Below are 20,180 nucleotides of genomic sequence, written 5' to 3' on the forward strand. Positions count from 1 at the left end.
TTATCTTTTTACTTAAAATTCGCAATGAGTCTTATCCCGAGATTTGTCCTGCTTGTCGAAAAAATAGGCGTTTTGTTCGGAATTTTTATAAATTCGACAGCTTTAAGAAAACCAAGAATCAAAACTAAACTATAAAAACAGTAAACATGAAAAAACTAGCATGGGGAGCATTAGGCCTTGGAGCCGCTCTTGCTATTACAGTTGCATGTTCACAGCAAGCACAAAAAGGCATTGGTGTGATCAAAAAAGAGGACATGAACTTATCTGTTAAACCAGGTGAGGATTTCTTTGAATACGCTAACGGAACCTGGATGAAAAATACTCCAATTCCTGCAGATAGAAGTCGTTACGGCGCTTTTGATATCCTTGGTGAAAAAGCCAACGAAGCAGTTCACACTTTGTTGGAAGATGCAGCGAAAGCTGAAAATGCAGAAGAAGGAAGTAATCTGAAAAAGATTAAAGATTTCTATGCAACTGCAATGGATGTAAAGAAAATTGACGAAGTTGGTATCAAACCATTGTTGCCAGAGTTTGAAAGAATTGCAAACCTAAAGAATGCAACAGATCTTCGTAAGGAATTAGTTCACATACACCAATTGGGAATTAGTGCTTTATTTGGTGCTGGTGTTGAGCAGGATATGAAAAATACTGAGGTAAACCGCATGTATTTGTCAGAAGATGGTCTTTCATTATCCGATCGTGATTACTACGTGGTTGATAACGAAACCAACCTGAACATCCGTAAAGAGTTTGTGAAGCACGTTGCCAAAATGTTTGAATTGATTGGCGAAAATGCTGATGTTGCTGCAAAAAATGCAGAGAGAATCATGAAGTTTGAAACTCGCATGGCAGCTAAATTCAACACTCGTTTAGAGAATAGAAATTATCCAGCAATGTACAACCCTAAGCCGGTTGAAACATTGATGAAAGAATATCCAAACTTCGATTGGGCAACATATTTCAAGGAAAGAGGCGCTGATATCAAAGAGTATGTTATTACAACTCATCCAAGATATATGGCTGAATTGAACCAGATGTTGGTTGATGAGAAAATGGATGATATCAAATTGTACCTAAAATGGAAAGTTTTAGATGATGCAGCAGGTTCTGTTGGAACTGAATTGGAGAAGCAAAACTTTGCTTTTTACGGAACAACCTTAACTGGAGCTACAGAACAAAAGCCACGTTGGAGACGCATGTCTAGTGCTACAGGTAGCGTATTGGGCGAAGCAGTTGGTCAATTGTACGTTGCAAAATATTTCCCACCTGAAGCGAAAGAAAGAATGGACAAGTTGGTAAGCAACTTGAAAATTGCTTTGCGCGGAAGAATTGAGAAATTGGATTGGATGAGCGATTCAACAAGAACACAAGCATTGGCTAAGTTAGATGCTTTTGGTGTGAAGATTGGTTACCCAAGCAAATGGGAAGATTACTCAAAATTAGAAGTAGGTACTGATTCTTACATCCAAAACTTGTGGAGATCAGCTAAATTCTATGATGCTAAAAACATTGCAAAATTAGGACAGCCAGTTGATACAGAGAAATGGGGTATGACTCCACAAACTGTTAATGCATACTACCACCCATTGTTGAACGAAGTGGTATTCCCAGCTGCAATTCTGCAGCCTCCATTCTTCTATTTAGATGGTGATGATGCTGTAAACTACGGTGCAATTGGTGTAGTAATTGGTCACGAAATGACTCACGGTTTCGATGATTCTGGTCGTAGATTCGACAAAGATGGTAACATGAGAGACTGGTGGACAGCTGAAGATACAGAGAAGTTTAATGCAAGATCAGAGAAGTTGGTTGAGCAATTCAACGGATTCTACGCATTCGAAGACCTTCATGTTGATGGTAAACTAACGCTTGGTGAAAATATTGCTGATTACGGTGGATTAACTGTTGCTTTGGAAGCTTACAAAATGGCTTTAAACGGTGATCAGCCAGCAGATATCGAAGGTTTCACCAACATGCAGCGTTTCTTCCTGGCTTACTCGAAAGTTTGGAGAGGAAACACTCGCGACAAGTACCTAAGAAAATTGATCAAGGAAGATGTTCACTCACCAGGTAAATACCGTGTAAATGGTGGATTGTTCAACATTCCTGAATTCTACGAAGCATTCGAAATTGCTGAAACAGATCCATTGTACCGTACCGAAGAACAACGTGCAGTAATCTGGTAAAATACACCTGCCAGCGTCTATAGACCTGCCAGCGTTTTAAAATATAGCCATCTCCATTGTGGAGATGGCTTTTTTTTGTGATTCATAAATTAGGTAAGGGGCTTTAGCCCTAAAATCTTCGTAGAAAAATAAACATTGGAATTGCCAGAGGGGGCATAGCCCTGGCATATAAAATCAATAATATATTTAAGAATCAGGTAATGATATTTTGATATCAGCACTACGTCCCTAATATGTATATGAAACATTATATTCCTACGAAGAAAACAGGACTACGTCCCTTTATTCTCTGCTTTAGCTGGAAATCACCTCATCCCTCGGTCCCTTCTCCTTAAGGAGAAGGGAAGTTCTCCAGATCATCGCCGCGAGTGTATTTGTTATAATTCTCTACTAATTTAATTCGTAGATATTCCCTCTCCTTCAGGAGAGGGCAAGGGTGAGGTGTTTTCATGGTTGAGGTAATTTTGCCAACCAAAACACAAGCTATATCAATCCTAAAGCTTAAATTGCAGAATGGATGTAATCAAAGTCATGCTACAAATAAAATCCATAAATGGAGATCAGGTAGAATGTTTCCTCTCAGATGAGGATGAAAAAATTCACCTGATATATAATTCTACAAATGGGAAAATAGAAATTGATGAAGAATCAAATTTAGCTGCAACGATTTGTAAGCTGAAGTTTCAGTTTGAAAAGGTGATGCGCTCTGCCATTAAAGGAAACTTAGAACCCAACCAAACCATCAACTGTGTGTTTATAGAAGATTTTCGATTTTTAGAGGAGGCCGATTTTAATACCTACATCAGGGTTGACAGGCGAACGGATGAGCTACAAATTACTACCTGCAAGACCGAAACCAAAGACATTCATAAAATTTATGCCGATGGATCGCACTCCACGGAATTTAATCAATCAGCCTATGGCGGATTTACCGAAGATCCGGATGGTACACAGCAGATCTACTCCCGGATGATTGAAGGAGGAAGCAGCAATATGATGGAGCTACTTGCCGTATTAGATGGGTTACAGCGCTTACAATCGGTCGAGAAAATACAGATTAATACCGATAGCCGTTTTGTAATTCGAGGCTTGGTACAATGGGTGCATTTTTGGCAACACAATAACTGGCAAACCGCCTTTGGTCGCGATGTTCAATTTTCTGAATACTGGCAAGAGGTGAACGAGCTATGCAAGGGAAAATTCATGGAGTTCAACTGGATAAAAGGACACTCAGGAAATGAGAAGCAAGATTTCTGTCATCGTTTGGCACATGAATTGGTGAATGTGAATAAAAAAGCCTGACTCAATTGCCAAGAAAACTCATGAAAGACTCAAATGAATTGCAATAGCAGAGAAAATACTCATGAAATGATCGTTTTTGTGCAAATATGAATGTTTCAAGAGAGGAAATCTGCATATTTGTGCAAATACCTGCATTGAAATAAAATAAATTGATGTTTTTGTGCAAAAACATGAATTGAAAGACAAGAAATGAGTGATTTTCCAACAAAAACGAGTATTTCAAATGAGTAAATCATCATATTTGCACAAATACGGCCTTTTCCAGAGGTGAAACGCTCATATTTGTACAAATATGGCTTTTGAAAGAGGTGAAAAGCTTGTATTTGTGCGAATACAAGGACTTAAAATAATTCAACGCCTCTTTTAGCGCTGCTTTTGATATTTAAAATAAAATTAATAGCGTATTTGTCTTAAATATACTCATCTAAAGAGTTGATACAGTCAATTAACACACAAGAATCTCGCTAGTCCTGATTTGTAATCAGGACTCATGGTGTAAAGAATTTACAATTCGATTTTTGAGGATTAAAAATCCCAAACCCGAAACCTGTAAATTGAAAATTCACAGGAGCAGAACAGCTCAGTTGGTAAGCATTTTGTTCGTGTTTTGCTGTTAGCAACAGAATTGTTGGTTTAACTCCTACGGAGTATTGATGCTAATAAGAACATATTGCTACAATCATTTATGTCCTACGGACTATATTTGCAGAGAGAATACCGCGTAGCGGTTATATGATTGTAGCCTGATATGTATGATAAAAAATGATTCCTCGTAGAGGATAAACTTTTCAAATCCTTGGGTTAAAACCCAAGGCAAGAGGATTCATTTTACACAAGCCTTTTCCATATGTCCACTGCTTTAGCTGATGGCTTTTTATTTATACCCAAAAAAAGCTGTAATTTTGAGGCTCTCATTTTAGTTGAGGGTATCAATTGAAAAGGAGAAATAGCCTTCGCAGCTTCATGAATTCTTGCGTGTAGCTTGTTGAAATTTTTTATTAGTGAAATAAAGCAAGTGTAGGGTATCCTAAACTTGCAACAAATTAGAACAAAATGAAACCATTCAAATTATTACTTGTCTTTCTTATTTCGATAAGCAGTATAATATGTATATCACAAACATCAAAATCTCGAATTGAAATTACACAAGCCAGCGTAGGACAAGAAGCAACTTCAATTTGGAGAACAATAAACGATATTGCCTTTTTTGAGAAGCAAGGGTATGCCATTCATCTTCCAAAAGATTCATTAATCGACTCGTTAATCGTGAAATCTAAAAAGGGAGTTTTTGGAAATGAAGATTTTCCTGGCATTTATACGTTTGTAGAGAGCAAAGTCTTCAACCAGAACAATTATAAGCAAGCGATAGAAAAAGTTGAAAGTCAGATTGACCTTATGAACAATCTGATTAATGAGATAGATTCTAAGAAAGATCAATGGGATTGGAAATTCAAAATGTTTGATAAATACAAACTTATATTCACACTATATGGAACGGGAGGTAGTTATTCTCCTGATGAAGGGACAATAACTTTGCTGACTAATGAAGAGGGGGGATTTATGAATTATGAAGAACCTGCGAATACAATAATTCACGAAATCACCCACATTGGAATGGAATATTCTATTGTACAAAAGCACAAGCTTTCGCATGCTTTAAAAGAAAGGTTGGTAGATACATTTGTTTATCTGATGTTTAAAGAGGAGCTGCCTGAATATACAATTCAAAATATGGGAAACACTAAAATTGATAAATACATTAAAAAAGAGAAGGACATAGGTTCTTTAAACGGCATCATGTTAGAATTTTTGAATGAATAAACTTACAACTATAATGGATATGAAACCATAGTATCTTTTGACAATGAGAGAATTCTGTTAGTGTTCTGTGTGTTTTGATTCGTCTACGAAGTGTGAGTGTCTTCTCCATATCTAAAATATCTTACATAAATGGCAATAAAGAAGCGTTAAAATGAGTTAGTATTCTAAAATTAAGGAGTTATGAATAATAGAACAGAGTTGAAAGAGTGTGAATTTGAATCCTTATCCTATAAAATACTTCCTGGAGTTATCGACTACCATTGTGTATCTCATCATATGGATTTAAAACATGAATCGCCTTTTTATACAGAGGTAGGAACCATTAACCACAATGTTCATGTTAAGGATATTTCTATTGAAGAAAATCGATTTTTCAAGTATCATATTATAAAGCCTGCAGGAGTAGAATCTACCAAAAAAGTAGTGTTTCTTTTTCATGGTTTTAACGAGAAAGACTGGGATAAATATCTGCCTTGGGCCGAATCGATTTGTGAAGGTACAGGAAGCAGCGTAATATTATTTCCAATTGCTTTTCACATGCAGCGAGCACCAAAACATTGGAGTAACAAAAGAGGCATGTACAAGTTAAGCGAGGAGCGAAAAAAGAGATATCCTAATGTTGTGAATTCTACGCTGTCGAATGTTGCCATAAGTATGCGATTGCACTCAATGCCACAACGTTTTATTTGGTCAGGCTTGCAGACTTATTATGATATCATCCAGTTTGTTGAAGAGTGCAAAGAAGGCAAGCATGATTTTATCAGCAAGGATTTTGAGTTTGATATTTTTGCCTATTCAATAGGAGGCTTTCTGGCTCAAATCTTAAAATTTAGCAATTACAAGAATTATTTCTCCAATACAAAGGTATGTCTGTTTTGCAGTGGTGCTACCTTTAATCGTTTATCCCCGGTTTCTAAATTTATTCTTGATAGTGAAGCTAATGTTGCCCTGTATTCATTTTTGGTTGAGCATTTTGAGAAAATGTTACAAAAAGACAACTTGCTACATCATTATATAGAGGAAGATCATTTGGAAGGAAAAATATTTTATGCGATGTTGGATTACCAGAAAATGAGATGCTTTAGAGAGGAGTTGTTTAAAAAATATGAAGATCAAATTTATGCAATCACACTAAAAAAAGATGTTGTAATTCCTTCCTACGAAGTAATGAATACTTTGAAAGGAGCCTACCATGATATTGATATAAAAGTTGATGAGTTGGATTTTGACAGAGAATATACCCATGAAAATCCATTTCCTTCAAATGGCAAGCCATCACAGGAACTCACCAACGATTTTGATACTGTATTTAATAAGGTTTGTTATTTTTTCAACCACTAAAAAGCTGTAATTTTGACGCTCTCATTTCAATTGAGGGTATCAATAAAGACATTAAGCATGAAAATAAAAATAGTTGATTACGGAATTTGTAAAGCCATAGGGAAAACGAAGAAGGAATATGTACCTGGCAGTTCAACAGGCTACTTTTTGCATTCCGACGATATGGAATTTCAGGAAAGAACCCATATCATTAATCCTGAGAAAGGTTTGAGCTTCGGAATCAGCTATCGTTTTGAAACAGGTTCAGAAATTGCAGAGCGTGTTGATTTTGTGTGTAGAATCAAGCATCCTAAATTGGTTAATCCTGAAAGCAATGAAGCATTTATAGAAACCATCGAGGAAAAAGACGAATACAGCGACGAGCTAGGCTTCGACTTCTACACCTTCGAATTCGACTGGGAAATGCAACTGGGCGAATGGATTTTTGAGATCATCCATGAAGGTGAGGTGATGTGTAGTAAGACTTTTGTGCTGGAAGAATAGACCTGTAAAAAATTAATTTAATGAGTTTATGGAAATTACTTTCTCTTTTCTTTGATCGAAAATACTTCTTAGTCACTACAATATTTTGTATGGGTTCCATTTTATTCATTCATACACATTTTACTACACAAAGAATTGAGTCGATAAAGGAATTGGAAACGATAGAAGGTAGCTATAGCTCGCATTCCTTTATTCATGGTGCAAAAAGTACAAGAATGTACTATTTCAAGTTACAGGAATACGCATGCACTTTTCAAGTTGCAGCAAATCATCTGGATTATTTTGGAATTGGTGAGTTCGTAGGTATGGTTTATCCGGGCTGTAATGTAAGAGTACTTGTTCCTAAATCGGAATTGAACGAACTTCAAGCAGATGAAAAGATATGCGTCTACCATGTAAGTGTGGAGGAATTTAATGTTCTAAGCACCCGAAACACCATTCAAAAAGAAAAAGACAGGTCTTCTCTATATATTGCTCTTGGCTTTTTTCTTGCTGGGATTTTATTCTTTGTTATTAGATGGAATATTTGGATTCGGTATAATCTTTAAAAATCTCCTAGCCCTGAATTGTAATCAGGGCTCATGGTGTTAAGAATTTACAATTCTATATTCGAGGATTGGAAATCCAAAACTCGAAACCTGTGAATTTCAAATTCACAGGAGCAGAAATTTGCATAAGGTCCGAGTTGCAAATTCGAACCAGCAAGTGTAACCACAAGTAATTTACCATCCAAAAAACTTGGTAGTTCAAATTCCCTCTCCTTGAGGAGAGGGGTGGGGTGAGGTAATATTAATCAAAAACAATCGTCCTCGTACCATCCACAATAATACGATGCTCTGCCTTGTAGCTAAGTGCACGAGCCAGAACAATACGTTCTAAATCACGACCTTTACGGATTAAATCGGGAATGGTATCCTTGTGGGTAATGCGCATGATATCCTGCTCGATAATAGGTCCCTCGTCTAGATCTTCGGTAACAAAATGGCTGGTTGCGCCAATCATTTTTACACCGCGTTCGTAGGCCTGCTTGTATGGGTTTCCGCCCACAAATCCCGGAAGGAAAGAGTGGTGAATGTTGATGATTTTATTGCGATAGGCTTCGATGAAACTCGGTGATAATACCTGCATATAGCGAGCCAACACCACCAAATCGATATCATGTTCCTTCAAAAGAGCAATTTCTTTAGCTTCCTGTTCCTGTTTGTTTTCCTTGGTAATTGGGAAAACATGATAAGGAATGTTATGAGCATCGGCAATGTGTTTCAAATCGGGATGATTGGAGATGATCAGAGGAATTTCAATCTCGTACTCGTTCATGTTGTAGCGCCATAAAATCTCTTGCAAGCAATGATCGTATTTGGATACAAAAATGGCCACACGTTGTTTCTGTCCCGAAAACTCGATTCTCCAATGTGCCATAAACTCTTTGGCAAGCGGCTCGAAGGCAGCATGCAATTCTGAGGCCGGAATATTAGAGTTTTTCATGTTCCAAACCACACGAAATGAAAAGAATTCCTGGTTTTGATTTACATGCTCATCTAGTGCAATAATATTGCCACCACTTTGGTAGATAAACTGTGTGATTTTAGCTACAATCCCGTTCTGATCGGGACAAGTAAGAAGCAAATAAGCATTTACATTATTTTCAGACATATTCGTGCGTTTAATCGGATATTCCCGATGGTTAATTACTTAAAATTTACGAATTGTCCGTTAGAATTTGATAGGTGTGTCATGCAAAAATAGAAATTTTGTTGAAAGAGAGAAAATCCTAAGACACTGTTTAAATTCTGAAGGATAATTTTAATCAGTTTCTAATATATTTCATTAGGTTTGCTATGTAAAATCACGGTTTGAAAGAGAACTGTAAGTTTAGTAAAAGATGACAAAGGAAAGAATGTATAAATATTTGTTTGGGCCAATCCCATCGAGACGTTTAGGCATGTCGTTGGGGGTAGATTTGGTGCCCAAAAAAGTGTGCTCCATTGATTGTGTGTATTGCGAAGTTGGAAGAACAACGCAATTGTCGGTACAACCAGAAGATTATATTGCTGCAGATATGATTAAGGAAGAGTTGAACCACTATTTGCAGCACAATCAGGCTCCCGATTATGTGACCATAACGGCATCGGGTGAGCCAACCTTAAATGCCAATTTGGAAGAGATCATTGCTTTTGTAAAGCAGAATGAGGCAAATATTCCAGTCTGTGTTATCACCAACGGAACCCTTTTACATGATAAGAAGGTAAGAGAAGCGCTAAATAAAGCAGATTTGATTCTGCCATCATTAGATGCGGCAACAGAGCCTGTATTCCGAAAGATAAACCGTCCGCACAAGGAGATCAATTTTGAAGCTTACATTCAGGGAATGATCGATTTTAGTGCCGAGTTTAAGGGTGAAATTTGGCTGGAAGTATTCATCTTGCCAAATTATAACGACAGCAAGGAAGAGTTATTAGCCCTAAAGGAAATCATCTTAAAAATTAATCCTGATATCGTTCAGTTGAATACCCTGGATCGTCCGGGAACTGTTGCCAATCTTTGTGGTGCAACACAAGAAGAGTTGCAAGCGGTAATGGATTTATGGCAATTGGATAATGTGAGAATCATTGCCAAAGCCAAGCAGTCGACACAAACGCAATTTCGTTCGGATACCGAAACGGCAATCAAAGAAACCATATCGCGCAGACCTTGTACGGTTGAAGATCTAATTACAATGCTGGGACTGTGTGAAGAAGAAATTGATAGATGCCTGGGAAATCTGGCCAGCCTGAAAGGATTCGAAAAAGTGGAACAGGAGAGAGGTGTGTTCTATCAGATTCGTGAGCAGTAAAATATTTCACGCAGAGTCCGCAAAGAATTTATACGGAAAGAACGCAAAGAATCTCTGAGGCCAGAACAAATCATTTAATACTTGAAATTGTATTAATACATTTAATTATACGATAAAAATAAAGGCAGTTGAATCATTTCAATTGCCTTTACTTTATTTAGTAAATAGTACTAAAAACATTAGCAAAAGAACGCAAAGATTAAATATACAATGATATCCTCTTTGCGTTCTTCCCATATAAATTTTTTGCGCACTTGGCGTGGAACAACTTTCAATTATTAATTACTCATTACTAATCGTACATTAATTTTAATTCCAATTCAAAATATTTTTGAAGATATAATTTTCTGGATCCGGAAGGTACTCCTTAGCTGCTTCCATATCTTCCTCAGTTAGATAATGTAAGTTGTAATTCACTACATTTTGAACTTTATCGCTGTTTACATCTACCAAACGAGGTTTTACTTTTCCATTTTCATCTTCAACATCTTTTAAGAAAAGTGGAGCTACATCACCTTTAGGATCAACAGTCACCATACATTTCGAATGGCCTTGCTTGAATAAAGTGTAAACACCATCGCCAAGAAGAGTACAAAGGCTCAAGTCGAATCCGATAGGACGACAACAACGCAAACCGAAACCTAATTCTACCGGACGAGTTCCAATGTTTAGTCCGTAAGATTTGATTTTGCGCTGAATCAGCATGTTAAATACGTGAGATTTACTAACGTTGAACAACTCAGGATGACCGTGAGCATCGTAGGTAAAGTTCACACCGGTACTTTCAATTTCTTCGTCGCTCATAAAGTGGAAAACACCTTCACTAATTACAGCAGCACCATAGTTCAATCCTAAAATTCTACGTTTGATGATAGATGAGATCACCAATTGTGCAATCTTCTCTGCCGAGATATCAGTTTTGTTGAACATCTCAGGGATGATAATCATTGGGAAATGACATGCAGCACCAATTCCGAATGCCAGGTGACCCGCTTCACGACCCATGGCAGCCAATACGAACCAGTTCTGAGAAGTTCTAGCATCTTCGTAAACCGTTGTTGCAATCTTAACCCCTTCGTCTTTTGCCGAGTGGAATCCGAATGTTGGGGTTCCTTCTGGCAATGGAAGATCGTTATCGATGGTTTTTGGTACGTGAATGTTTGAAATGTTCACATTGTTATCAGCCAAATATTTGCTGATTCTGTTTGCAGTAGATGCAGTATCGTCGCCACCAACGGTAACCAATAGTTTTACGTTGTTATCAATAAAGAATTTGGTTGTAAAATCGCTGTCTTTTGGCTTAAAACGACTCATCTTTAGGTGTGAACCACCTTTGGTGAAAATTGCATCAAGAGTTACAAAGTCTAATTCCTCCATTTTACGATCTTCAGAGAAAAGACCTTTATAACCTTCGTGTAAACCAATAACTCGGTAACCATTTCTTAAAAATACTTTACCAACGCTACTAATTACAGTATTAATTCCTGGTGCTGGACCTCCACCACACAAAATAACAACAGATTCTTTCATACTATTTAGTCTCAAATATCATTTTTAAAAAGATTGGGCAAATATAGAGCTTTTGAATTGAATTGATTGATTGCAAAAGCTAATTCTTGTGCAGAATTAAATGATTTGAACCACATATAAATATTTTGTAAAGCCGAAACAATGTTATAAATTTATATCCGACACCACTCTCAATACTTAATTCAAAAAGTATTTCTAACCTTCATTTTAAAAATATGAAACGTAATTATCTGATTTTATTGATTTTTGTTGTTGCTCTTGTGTCTTGTGAGCCAGCAAAAGAAAAGATTACGGTACCATCGTACAGTATCGAGCAATTCTACAAGAACATTAGTGTAAGCGGAGGATCATTTTCTTCTGATAAATCGAAGTTATTGGTAAGCAGTAACGAAACAGGTATCTATAACCTGTTCGAGATTCCTGTTGATGGCTCAGGTCAGAAACAATTAACTTCCTCCGAAAAAGAGTCCTATTTTGCCATTTCCTATTTTCCAAATAGCGATAAGGTCTTGTTCTCGGCTGATCAGGGTGGAAATGAAAACAATCACATCTACATGAGAGACGAAGAAGGGAATATTACTGATTTAACTCCATTCGAAAATGCAAAAGCAAGTTTCTGGGGATGGGATCGTGATGAAAAATCTTTCTTTTATCAATCGAACAAGCGCAATCCTAAGTTTATGGATTTGTACCAGGTAAGTGTTGAGTCGGTTCTTAATGGCAAGCCAAATCCTAAGTTAATTTACACCAACAATGATGGTTTTGATGTTGAAGCTAAAAGTAAGAATAACAGATATCTGGCGTTAACACAAAGTCTGACTACTACTAATAATGAGATGTATTTGTACGATAGAAGAACAGGCAAACGTACACACATCTCGGAGCATTTTGGTGATGCAAGCTATAATCCACAATTCTTCAGTTTAGATAACAAATACTTGTATTATTTGTGTAATGAAGATTCTGATTTTGTTTATCTAAACAAGTATGATATTGAAACAGGAGAGAAAAGTTTGGTTTATAAAACCAATTGGGATGTTTGGTATGCATATCACAGCTACAATGAAACCTATAGGATTATTGGTATCAATGAAGATGGAAAAACCAATATTAAAGTAGTTGAGATTGCAAGTGGAAAAGAGGTTCAATTGCCTAAGATTCCTAGTGCTGATATCAAATCGATTCGCATAACGAAAGATGAGCAAAGAGGAAGATTGGTTGTTGGAACATCTGTATCGCCAAATAATATTTATGTGTTTGATATGGGAGATACAGAAGCCAGAAAGCTTACCAATACGTTAAATCCTAAAATTGATCCTGCAAACCTTGTTGAAGCTGAAGTGGTTCGTTATGAATCGTTTGATGGTCTTCCAATTCCTGCCATTTATTATCAACCAAAAGTGGCAAGCACCGATAACAAAGTACCTGCTTTGGTTTGGGTACATGGTGGTCCGGGTGGGCAATCGCGTGTTGGTTACTTCTCACTAATTCAATATATGGTGAACCAAGGCTATGCAGTTTTGGCTGTAAACAACCGAGGAAGTAGCGGTTATGGTAAGAAATTCTTTGCTATGGACGATAAAAAGCATGGCGATGTAGATTTGAAAGATTGTATCTGGGGAAAGAAATTCCTGATTAATACAGGTGTTGTTGATCCTGATAAGATTGGTATTATTGGTGGATCGTATGGTGGATATATGACCATGGCTGCACTTACCTATACACCAGATGAGTTTAAAGTGGGTGTAAATATTTTTGGAGTAACCAATTGGTTGAGAACTCTAAAATCAATTCCTCCGTATTGGGAGTCGTTTAGAAAAGCTTTATATGCTGAAATGGGTGATCCTACAACTCAGGATTCTGTAGCATTATATAATAAATCTCCATTGTTTTTCGCTGATAAGGTAACTAAACCCTTAATGGTACTTCAGGGAGCAAATGATGTTCGTGTTCTTCAGGTTGAATCGGACGAAATTGTTGAAGCTGTTAAGAAAAATAATGTTCCTGTAGAATATATCGTTTTCCCGGATGAAGGTCATGGTTTCCGTAAGAAGGAAAATGAAATCAAGGGATATGGACAAATTGTAAATTTCTTGGATAAATATTTAAAAGAGAAGAAAGATCAAAAAGAATAAAAAAGAAAAGGGAAACCATTTGGTTTCCCTTTTTTTACAAATCTATGAAATTGTTATTCTGAAACTTCAACTAGTTTCTCATCTGAGTGCCACAATCCGTGCTTAGTACAGAATGCTGTAGCAGTTAATTTCATTTTACGAGAAGGAACCACGTAAAAATCAACTTCGGTTTGGTTTGCTACTCCACCAAGAACTCCTGTTGAGAAGTTAGCCTGGGTTAACATTTTTTCACCGTCCCAAAGTTGTACCCATGCTACATAGTGATCGAAATCATCTGGATGTGCATAAGCATCACCTATTTTCACTTTAACCTTGAATTTTTCACCTTTCTTTGCTGATTCATCACAGTGAATAAAAGCTGAATGTCTATCGATATAATCTTTTTTTGCTTCGCCTTCGATAGTAGTGATATCTTGATATGTATTAATTTTCATGATATTGTATTTTTTTGATTTTAACCACCTAAGTGGTATAGAGATTAATTTGTTTCTTATTCTTAGTTCTTGCTTAAGTATTCTGCAACACCTTCAGCAGTAGCTTGCATAGCTTCTTCACCTTTGCTCCAGTTAGCTGGACATACTTCACCATTTTCTTCGAAGTGGTGTAGTGCATCAACCATACGGATTGCTTCATCAACGTTACGTCCCAATGGAAGGTCGTTAATTACAGAGTGACGAACAACACCTTGCTTGTCGATAAGGAATAATCCACGGTAAGCAACAGGAGCACCAGTCGAAACTGCATTTCCTTCAGCATCATAATCATACTCAGAAGCCAATACACCAAAGTTTTCTGAAATTGTTTTAGACAAGTCAGCAACAAGTGGGTAAGTAACACCTTCGATACCACCTTTGTTTCTTGGAGTATTTAACCAAGCAAAGTGAGAGAATTCTGAATCAACAGAACAACCTACTACTGCTACATTTCTTTTTTCAAATTCTGCTAATTTGTCCTGGAAAGCGATTAACTCAGTTGGACAAACAAAAGTAAAATCAAGAGGGTAGAAGAAGAATACTACTTCTTGTTTTCCCACGAATTGATCTAAAGAAAATCCTTCAACAATTTGATTTCCGTTTACTACAGCGCTAGCCTGAAATGATGGAGCTTTTTTTCCGATTAAAGTTTGCATCTTAGATTTATTTTAAAGTTTATTTTTCTTTGTTTTTGTAACTGACACAAATGTAGAATTGATTTGAATAACGCACAAATTATATTAATCAGTAATTTTTATACCTATATAGAGAGAATTAATAATGGGGAACTGAAAGCATTTAAATATGCAGTGTTTCAGGCAAAACCAAAATTTGGAGAGTTCATGTGCTTCGAATAATTTTTTATTGAGTGATAATTTTTAGTTTTGTAGAAGTTACAACATTATTCTGATAATTACTTGCACTTAAAGTACATTTTAAAAGAAAGATAATATATTGAATATGAATGCCTCTAAATACTGTTTCGAAAGCTATAATGAAATAAAAGATACATTAACTAAGGATGGAAAAATTAGTTTTTTTGTTTTTAATAGTAGTTCACGTTGCTGGGTACCATACTTTGTTTATTTGCCACCCAATTTTTCTAAAGCTAAGAACTATCCATTGGTACTTTTTATGCATGGACAAGGAGGTGATGAAACAACTTTTAATAAATACGTAAAAGAAGAGCAGCTTAACAAATGGATACTGGGTGGTGAAATTGAACCAGTTGTAATTGCTGGAATTCGGGGTGATAATGATAGAGAGAATGTGCAATGGTTTACCCCAGAGAATGAAAGTCTAATTGCAGGATATAGTCTGGGAGAGTTTATCCAATATTGTCAGGACAACTTTAATGCCGGTGTTGAAAGGAATGATATTTCAATAGAAGGGCATTCGCGTGGAGCAGCAGGAGCCATTCATTATTACCTGAAGTATCCAGGAAAGTTTGCTTCCATTGTAGGTATGGGATATGTAAGTGATTATACATTACCATCAAATAAAAAGTTAGCAGCACAAAATCTGGAATCATTAAAAGAGTTACAAATTCCTTTGCGATTGGAGATTGGCACAGAAGATAGTTTTGTGCTTACCAAGAATCGCAGATGCATTTATGATCTGCATGATTATATGAATGAATTGGAATTGAATCATGAATTTGAAGTCCTACATGGAGTAGAGCATAGGTTCGATTACTTTTGGCATTATTATACCGATGAAGGATTGATTAATGGTTTGCGGCATTTAAAATTTCATGAGAATGCCAGAAAACTTTTAAAGAAGTAACTTTAGGAATGAATATTGCTGCATCCATTCAAAACAAATTACTATGAGACCACATCTACTTTTATTCTTTAGTTTGATGATTTTTTCCTCCATAAGTTATGGGCAAAAAACAGTTTATTTCGATGATAATTGGCTTTCTATAGAAAAAGCTGAAGCCAAATACTATAGTGTTATTTACCCTATTTCAGGAGGCAAATACCAGGTTAAAGACTATACCATTTCGGGTACTTTGCTATCTGAAACAGATTACCTGCCTAAAGCCGATTTTATTGAGTGGGAAAGATTGTATGAAGAAGGTTTTCAGGATTCAGCAATAGAGGATGGCAAGTGTATTGAGTATTTTCCCAATGGAAATAAAAAGAAGCAGTTTTCCTATACAAAAGGAGTTCAGGAAGGAAATATTCGTCTATGGACGCAAGATGGTAAATTATTACGTGATTTTATTGCACAAAATAAGCTCGCCAATGGTTTGTATCTTGAGTATTATCCGAATGGCAAGGCTAGTTTATCGGTAAACTTTAAAAATGATACTTTAAATGGACCAGCAGCCTATTATTATTCAAATGGTGCATTATCACAAAAAGGTAGTTTTAAAAATGGTAAAAAACTTGGGAAGTGGACTTACTGGGCAGAGAATGGAGATGTAATTGGAATAGAAACCTATCGGAATAGTTTTTTTATTGAAGGGCCAGGTATCAATATCGGTTTTCCAAAAGGAAATTGGTGTCTGGAAGATCAATATAAAGAAGGTAAGCTGATGAATTTTGTTTTTTCCAGAACAGGAGATGGTAAAACACTAAAAAGTGGAGTAGTCCCATCTTGTATTTTGACTTTGGAATATATTGGTAAAGAGAATACTCTGCTAGACTACTCTTCCTTTAAAAGAAGAAGATTAAGCGTTGATATTCATAAAGTAATTGCAAAAGAGCAAGAGTTATTTTCATTAGAGAATTCAATGGGGTATTTGGGTTCTTATATTGATGATAATAAGAAGAAAAATACCGTTGTAGTTTTTCATACAATTCAAAATGGAATTGGCGTCGAAATGATTCTTGATATCAGACAAGAGGACTATGAGAGTCTAAAAAAAGAGGTAGTATATATTTTAAGATCCATTAAAAAATAGTTGCTATGAAAGTAGTGTCGACTAATAAAGGAACATCGGTAGAAATCAATTATCATGGAAAGGTAGTGAATACCGGCATGTATAAATTTCCGGTTGATGAAGGAATTTATTTAGGCAAAGAGGATGTTAAAGATGATTCTGTAATTGACAGAAGGTATCATGGAGGAGTGGACAAGGCGTGCTATTGGTATTCTGCAAAGCATTATGAATTTTGGAAAAACAGATTTCCTGATTTGGAATGGGATTATGGAATGTTTGGTGAAAATTTAAGCATTTCGGAATTGGATGAAGGAGAGGTTAAAATTGGTGATGTTTATGAGATTGGTGAATGTTTGGTTCAAGTTACACAGCCCAGACAACCATGTTTTAAGCTGAATTATCGATTTTCTTGCGATACTATGGTAAAAGAGTTTATTACAGCAGGATTTCCTGGCGTATACATTCGCATTTTACGTGAAGGAACCATAAATAAAGGAGATGAACTGATACTGAAAGAACGAAACGAACAAAGTTTATCAATCCGTGAAGTATATCGATTGCTTTATCAAGCAGATAAAGATCCTTTGCTACTTCAATTGGCAATTGAAGATATGGCATTAGCTGCCAATTGCAGGAAAGATTTAAGCAAATAAAAAAAGGACAGTTAACCGTCCTTTTTTTTTATTATTGGGAATATAATATCTCTAGCTGGCAAGTATAATTTTTCTAACCAAAGCTTCAGCATCAACAGTACTAATATCCATATTGAAACCGATTTTATAGATCAAACCATTGTACCAGGCGTAATATTGGTAAGAGCCTGTAGATTCTTTATAAATTCTTTTGTCTGCTTCTACATATTTGTAATAGTCAAACATTCGTGGCCACATGTTATCATCCGACTTAGGCAAATAGTATAAAGTATCTGTATCGGTCAATTTTAAGTTCTGGTATCTTCTTTTTCCCAGATCTTCTTTCAAAGTTTCCAATTCCTTTTCACTCATTTCATCAAATGGATTGTTTGGATATTGAGTTACTGAAATTGTAAAGAAATCTTTGAAATTTGTCGCATAACTTTCAGCATTCTCCAAATATGAGATTTGAATTTGAAATACGAGTTGATTTTTGTCATTCCAAGAGGTAACAATATTTGCTTTTTGAGTATTTACATCAAAAGGCAATTCTGATGTAGAAATAAGATTGATTTTATTTCTCATTTCGGCAGGAATTCTATTTAAAGCCTGACCAATACTTACAGGAATATAATAATCAACACTTTCCCTTTCTTTCAATATGTTAAAATCGTAATTGTAAGTGTGATCGTAACCTTCAACTTCGCTTAAACCAACTAATAATTCTTCATTCGGATCGATAAAACCAGTGTGCTTGTCATTTTCCGAACAAGATATCATTCCCATGAATAATAGCGCAATACTAAGGTATTGGCATGATTTTTTGATATTCATAATTGTATGCTTATAGAATTCATAATGAACAATACAAACTTACGTAAAAAATGAATTTATGTTTTCTTTTTGTTTAAGTTTTAATAATCTTCCTCAAAAAATACGATTACGAACTTCGTGTGAATGCTTCTAATTTACTATTGATTAGCTAATTCTATGGCAGTAAGAAAAATTAAGCTACTTACTTTTTTTATGGCGTCATAATCTATTTTATCCGGAGTATCGGTGGTTTTGTGATAGTCATTGTGTAATCCGTTAAAATAAAAGATTGCAGGGATGTTTCTTTTTACAAATGACGCTTGATCTGATGCAGAATATAGAAAACTATCAGCAGTATCGTAGGAATAATCCAATTCTAGTTTTGGATATTGATTGTTGATACTATCCGTAATTGTTTTAAGCTTTGGGTTCAGATCGTTTGTACCCAGTAGATACACAAAATTAAGGTCATCATGACGATTGTCCTTTCTACCAAGCATATCAATATTTAAATTCGTTTTAATGTTGTCATGTGGAAACGTTTTATTTTCGACAAAATATTTTGATCCCAGCAGGCCTTTTTCTTCACCTGTAAATGCAGCAAACACAATACTTCGTTTTAGTTTTAAACCAGCATCCACAGCTTTTTTTAGCTTTCGGGCAATCTCCAACAAAGCCGCAGTTCCTGAGGCATTGTCATTTGCTCCATAATATATTTTTTGCCCATTCATTCCAACATGGTCGTAATGAGCAGATAAAATAATGTACTCCTCTTTTTTGTCGGTACCCGGTAAACAGGCAATTACATTTTCGGTTGATTGCGAATTGTATTCATTTTTAAGTTCTACATCAATTTTCAGGTTTCCATCATTTTTTATTTTCAAAGGATTATCGTTGATACATTTTTTAAGATCTTTTACTTTCACTTTTAGGATTTTAGTAAGAGATTTAGCACTGATAGGACCTTGATAGGTACTCAACATTCTATTGTACTTCTTATATCGTTCAGGTTGAGTTAGAGAGTCAAAAGGAATACTTAAAGGAAATTTTTGTGGGTGAAGAATCTGCCTTTTACTAAACATCCGTTTTTGTCTTTGCATAACTGTTTGAATTTGATGAGGATTCAGCGGGTTACTATAAAAAACGATATTACAATTAGTTTTATTAATGATATCGAGAGCCTTTACGGGGCCAGCAAATAAATTGGAGGTAAGAAAGCATACCGCTTTATTGGAAAGGTCTTTATTAATATATGAACTATCAGGAGCAGTACCCAAATAAATTAAATCAAGGCCATCAGCTTTATAGCTTTTATATCCAAATAATGCAAAATCGTCATACGGATTAAGTTTTTTTCCGTTCACAGAAAGATTTAAATCGGGAACTGTTTTGGAGTATATTGAAAAGTTTTGAAAATAACTTAAACTGTCTGATTGCATTTGGTAGCCAATTAGTCCAGCTTTTTTGAACTGTTTGTAGATGTATACAGCTGCCAATTTTTGACCTTCCTTAGCTGTTTCTCTGCCTTGCATTTTTTTCGATGCCAATTCATAAACATCATTTTTAATGTTTTCTGCCGATATATTTTGAGAAAAATCTACAAGATTGAATTGTTGCGCAATTAGTTTTAATGAAACAAGAAAACAGATAGATAGGATTGTAAACTTCTTCATATTATGGTGTTTTAGTAAAGAGATAAAGGTCAATTGTGAATTTAATAAAATAAATCTCCTTTTTGGTA

The 20,180-nt window shown here is 35.7% G+C and carries 17 protein-coding genes; 11 read left to right on the forward strand and 6 right to left on the reverse strand.

Annotated features, from left to right (window positions below; translation table 11 throughout):
- The first annotated feature begins 146 nt into the window (after window positions 1–146).
- From BXY64_RS09370 to BXY64_RS09395, 6 genes are all read left to right on the forward strand, one after another.
- Window positions 147–2,186 (forward strand): M13 family metallopeptidase, encoded by a 2,040-nt coding sequence (locus BXY64_RS09370; RefSeq protein WP_120239612.1) that lies wholly within the window; start codon window positions 147–149, stop codon window positions 2,184–2,186.
- A 531-nt stretch (window positions 2,187–2,717) separates the two neighbouring features.
- Entirely contained in the window at window positions 2,718–3,488 is a 771-nt protein-coding gene (locus BXY64_RS09375; RefSeq protein ID WP_211334444.1) for an RNase H family protein, read from the forward strand.
- Window positions 3,489–4,541: 1,053 nt separating this feature from the next.
- The gene (locus BXY64_RS09380) at window positions 4,542–5,309 is read left to right on the forward strand and encodes a hypothetical protein (RefSeq protein ID WP_120239614.1); all 768 of its coding nucleotides are present in this window, start codon (window positions 4,542–4,544) and stop codon (window positions 5,307–5,309) included.
- A gap of 180 nt (window positions 5,310–5,489) precedes the next feature.
- Window positions 5,490–6,650 carry a DUF6051 family protein gene (locus tag BXY64_RS09385; RefSeq protein WP_120239615.1) on the forward strand — a complete coding sequence of 387 codons (1,161 nt, stop codon included), beginning with the start codon at window positions 5,490–5,492 and terminating at the stop codon, window positions 6,648–6,650.
- 57 nt (window positions 6,651–6,707) lie between these two features.
- The gene (locus BXY64_RS09390) at window positions 6,708–7,133 is read left to right on the forward strand and encodes a DUF3859 domain-containing protein (RefSeq protein ID WP_120239616.1); all 426 of its coding nucleotides are present in this window, start codon (window positions 6,708–6,710) and stop codon (window positions 7,131–7,133) included.
- Between the two features lie 20 nt (window positions 7,134–7,153).
- Window positions 7,154–7,681, forward strand: a complete 528-nt coding sequence (locus BXY64_RS09395; RefSeq protein WP_147375961.1) for a hypothetical protein — start codon at window positions 7,154–7,156, stop codon at window positions 7,679–7,681.
- 241 nt (window positions 7,682–7,922) lie between these two features.
- Here BXY64_RS09395 and purU read toward each other — a convergent pair whose 3' ends face one another.
- Complete coding sequence (gene purU / locus BXY64_RS09400; protein ID WP_120239618.1) at window positions 7,923–8,786, reverse strand: formyltetrahydrofolate deformylase; 864 nt, start codon at window positions 8,784–8,786, stop codon at window positions 7,923–7,925.
- A gap of 229 nt (window positions 8,787–9,015) precedes the next feature.
- On the opposite strand from purU, the gene BXY64_RS09405 reads away from it, so the two are divergent.
- On the forward strand, window positions 9,016–9,966 hold the full coding sequence (locus BXY64_RS09405; protein ID WP_245996629.1) for a radical SAM protein: 951 nt from the start codon (window positions 9,016–9,018) through the stop codon (window positions 9,964–9,966).
- Window positions 9,967–10,275: 309 nt separating this feature from the next.
- Here the strand turns inward: BXY64_RS09405 and BXY64_RS09410 are convergent, their stop codons facing one another.
- Window positions 10,276–11,496, reverse strand: a complete 1,221-nt coding sequence (locus BXY64_RS09410; protein WP_120239619.1) for a 6-phosphofructokinase — start codon at window positions 11,494–11,496, stop codon at window positions 10,276–10,278.
- A gap of 215 nt (window positions 11,497–11,711) precedes the next feature.
- On the opposite strand from BXY64_RS09410, the gene BXY64_RS09415 reads away from it, so the two are divergent.
- A complete protein-coding gene (locus BXY64_RS09415) occupies window positions 11,712–13,631 on the forward strand; it encodes a S9 family peptidase (protein WP_120239620.1) in 1,920 nt (639 codons plus the stop codon).
- A 53-nt stretch (window positions 13,632–13,684) separates the two neighbouring features.
- Here the strand turns inward: BXY64_RS09415 and BXY64_RS09420 are convergent, their stop codons facing one another.
- Both BXY64_RS09420 and BXY64_RS09425 read right to left on the reverse strand, forming a co-directional pair.
- Window positions 13,685–14,065, reverse strand: a complete 381-nt coding sequence (locus BXY64_RS09420; protein WP_211334445.1) for a desulfoferrodoxin family protein — start codon at window positions 14,063–14,065, stop codon at window positions 13,685–13,687.
- Window positions 14,066–14,127: 62 nt separating this feature from the next.
- Entirely contained in the window at window positions 14,128–14,760 is a 633-nt protein-coding gene (locus tag BXY64_RS09425; protein WP_120239622.1) for a peroxiredoxin, read from the reverse strand.
- Window positions 14,761–15,064: 304 nt separating this feature from the next.
- Here BXY64_RS09425 and BXY64_RS09430 point away from each other — a divergent pair, with 304 nt between their 5' ends.
- From BXY64_RS09430 to BXY64_RS09440, 3 genes are read left to right on the forward strand one after another with little or no spacing between them, the layout of a single operon-like run.
- Complete coding sequence (locus BXY64_RS09430) at window positions 15,065–15,889, forward strand: alpha/beta hydrolase (protein ID WP_120239623.1); 825 nt, start codon at window positions 15,065–15,067, stop codon at window positions 15,887–15,889.
- A 43-nt stretch (window positions 15,890–15,932) separates the two neighbouring features.
- Window positions 15,933–17,015 (forward strand): toxin-antitoxin system YwqK family antitoxin, encoded by a 1,083-nt coding sequence (locus tag BXY64_RS09435; RefSeq protein ID WP_120239624.1) that lies wholly within the window; start codon window positions 15,933–15,935, stop codon window positions 17,013–17,015.
- A 5-nt stretch (window positions 17,016–17,020) separates the two neighbouring features.
- On the forward strand, window positions 17,021–17,647 hold the full coding sequence (locus tag BXY64_RS09440; protein ID WP_120239625.1) for an MOSC domain-containing protein: 627 nt from the start codon (window positions 17,021–17,023) through the stop codon (window positions 17,645–17,647).
- A 51-nt stretch (window positions 17,648–17,698) separates the two neighbouring features.
- Here the strand turns inward: BXY64_RS09440 and BXY64_RS09445 are convergent, their stop codons facing one another.
- Window positions 17,699–18,460, reverse strand: a complete 762-nt coding sequence (locus BXY64_RS09445; RefSeq protein WP_147375962.1) for a hypothetical protein — start codon at window positions 18,458–18,460, stop codon at window positions 17,699–17,701.
- A gap of 137 nt (window positions 18,461–18,597) precedes the next feature.
- Window positions 18,598–20,112: a M28 family metallopeptidase gene (locus BXY64_RS09450; protein ID WP_120239627.1), complete on the reverse strand. Its 1,515-nt coding sequence runs from the start codon at window positions 20,110–20,112 to the stop codon at window positions 18,598–18,600.
- Window positions 20,113–20,180 lie beyond the last annotated feature (68 nt).

The organism is Marinifilum flexuosum (genome assembly GCF_003610555.1).
In the GTDB taxonomy this organism is placed as follows: domain Bacteria; phylum Bacteroidota; class Bacteroidia; order Bacteroidales; family Marinifilaceae; genus Marinifilum; species Marinifilum flexuosum.

Coding starts and splice junctions, on each gene's coding strand:
- BXY64_RS09385 (WP_120239615.1), top strand. CDS start 5,490: ATGAATAATAGAACAGAGTTGAAAGAGTGTGAATTTGAATCCTTATCC.
- BXY64_RS09425 (WP_120239622.1), bottom strand. CDS start 14,760: ATGCAAACTTTAATCGGAAAAAAAGCTCCATCATTTCAGGCTAGCGCT.
- BXY64_RS09370 (WP_120239612.1), top strand. CDS start 147: ATGAAAAAACTAGCATGGGGAGCATTAGGCCTTGGAGCCGCTCTTGCT.
- BXY64_RS09435 (WP_120239624.1), top strand. CDS start 15,933: ATGAGACCACATCTACTTTTATTCTTTAGTTTGATGATTTTTTCCTCC.
- BXY64_RS09420 (WP_211334445.1), bottom strand. CDS start 14,065: ATGAAAATTAATACATATCAAGATATCACTACTATCGAAGGCGAAGCA.
- BXY64_RS09375 (WP_211334444.1), top strand. CDS start 2,718: ATGCTACAAATAAAATCCATAAATGGAGATCAGGTAGAATGTTTCCTC.
- BXY64_RS09450 (WP_120239627.1), bottom strand. CDS start 20,112: ATGAAGAAGTTTACAATCCTATCTATCTGTTTTCTTGTTTCATTAAAA.
- purU (WP_120239618.1), bottom strand. CDS start 8,786: ATGTCTGAAAATAATGTAAATGCTTATTTGCTTCTTACTTGTCCCGAT.
- BXY64_RS09440 (WP_120239625.1), top strand. CDS start 17,021: ATGAAAGTAGTGTCGACTAATAAAGGAACATCGGTAGAAATCAATTAT.
- BXY64_RS09430 (WP_120239623.1), top strand. CDS start 15,065: ATGAATGCCTCTAAATACTGTTTCGAAAGCTATAATGAAATAAAAGAT.
- BXY64_RS09410 (WP_120239619.1), bottom strand. CDS start 11,496: ATGAAAGAATCTGTTGTTATTTTGTGTGGTGGAGGTCCAGCACCAGGA.
- BXY64_RS09395 (WP_147375961.1), top strand. CDS start 7,154: ATGAGTTTATGGAAATTACTTTCTCTTTTCTTTGATCGAAAATACTTC.
- BXY64_RS09380 (WP_120239614.1), top strand. CDS start 4,542: ATGAAACCATTCAAATTATTACTTGTCTTTCTTATTTCGATAAGCAGT.
- BXY64_RS09445 (WP_147375962.1), bottom strand. CDS start 18,460: ATGAATATCAAAAAATCATGCCAATACCTTAGTATTGCGCTATTATTC.
- BXY64_RS09390 (WP_120239616.1), top strand. CDS start 6,708: ATGAAAATAAAAATAGTTGATTACGGAATTTGTAAAGCCATAGGGAAA.
- BXY64_RS09415 (WP_120239620.1), top strand. CDS start 11,712: ATGAAACGTAATTATCTGATTTTATTGATTTTTGTTGTTGCTCTTGTG.
- BXY64_RS09405 (WP_245996629.1), top strand. CDS start 9,016: ATGACAAAGGAAAGAATGTATAAATATTTGTTTGGGCCAATCCCATCG.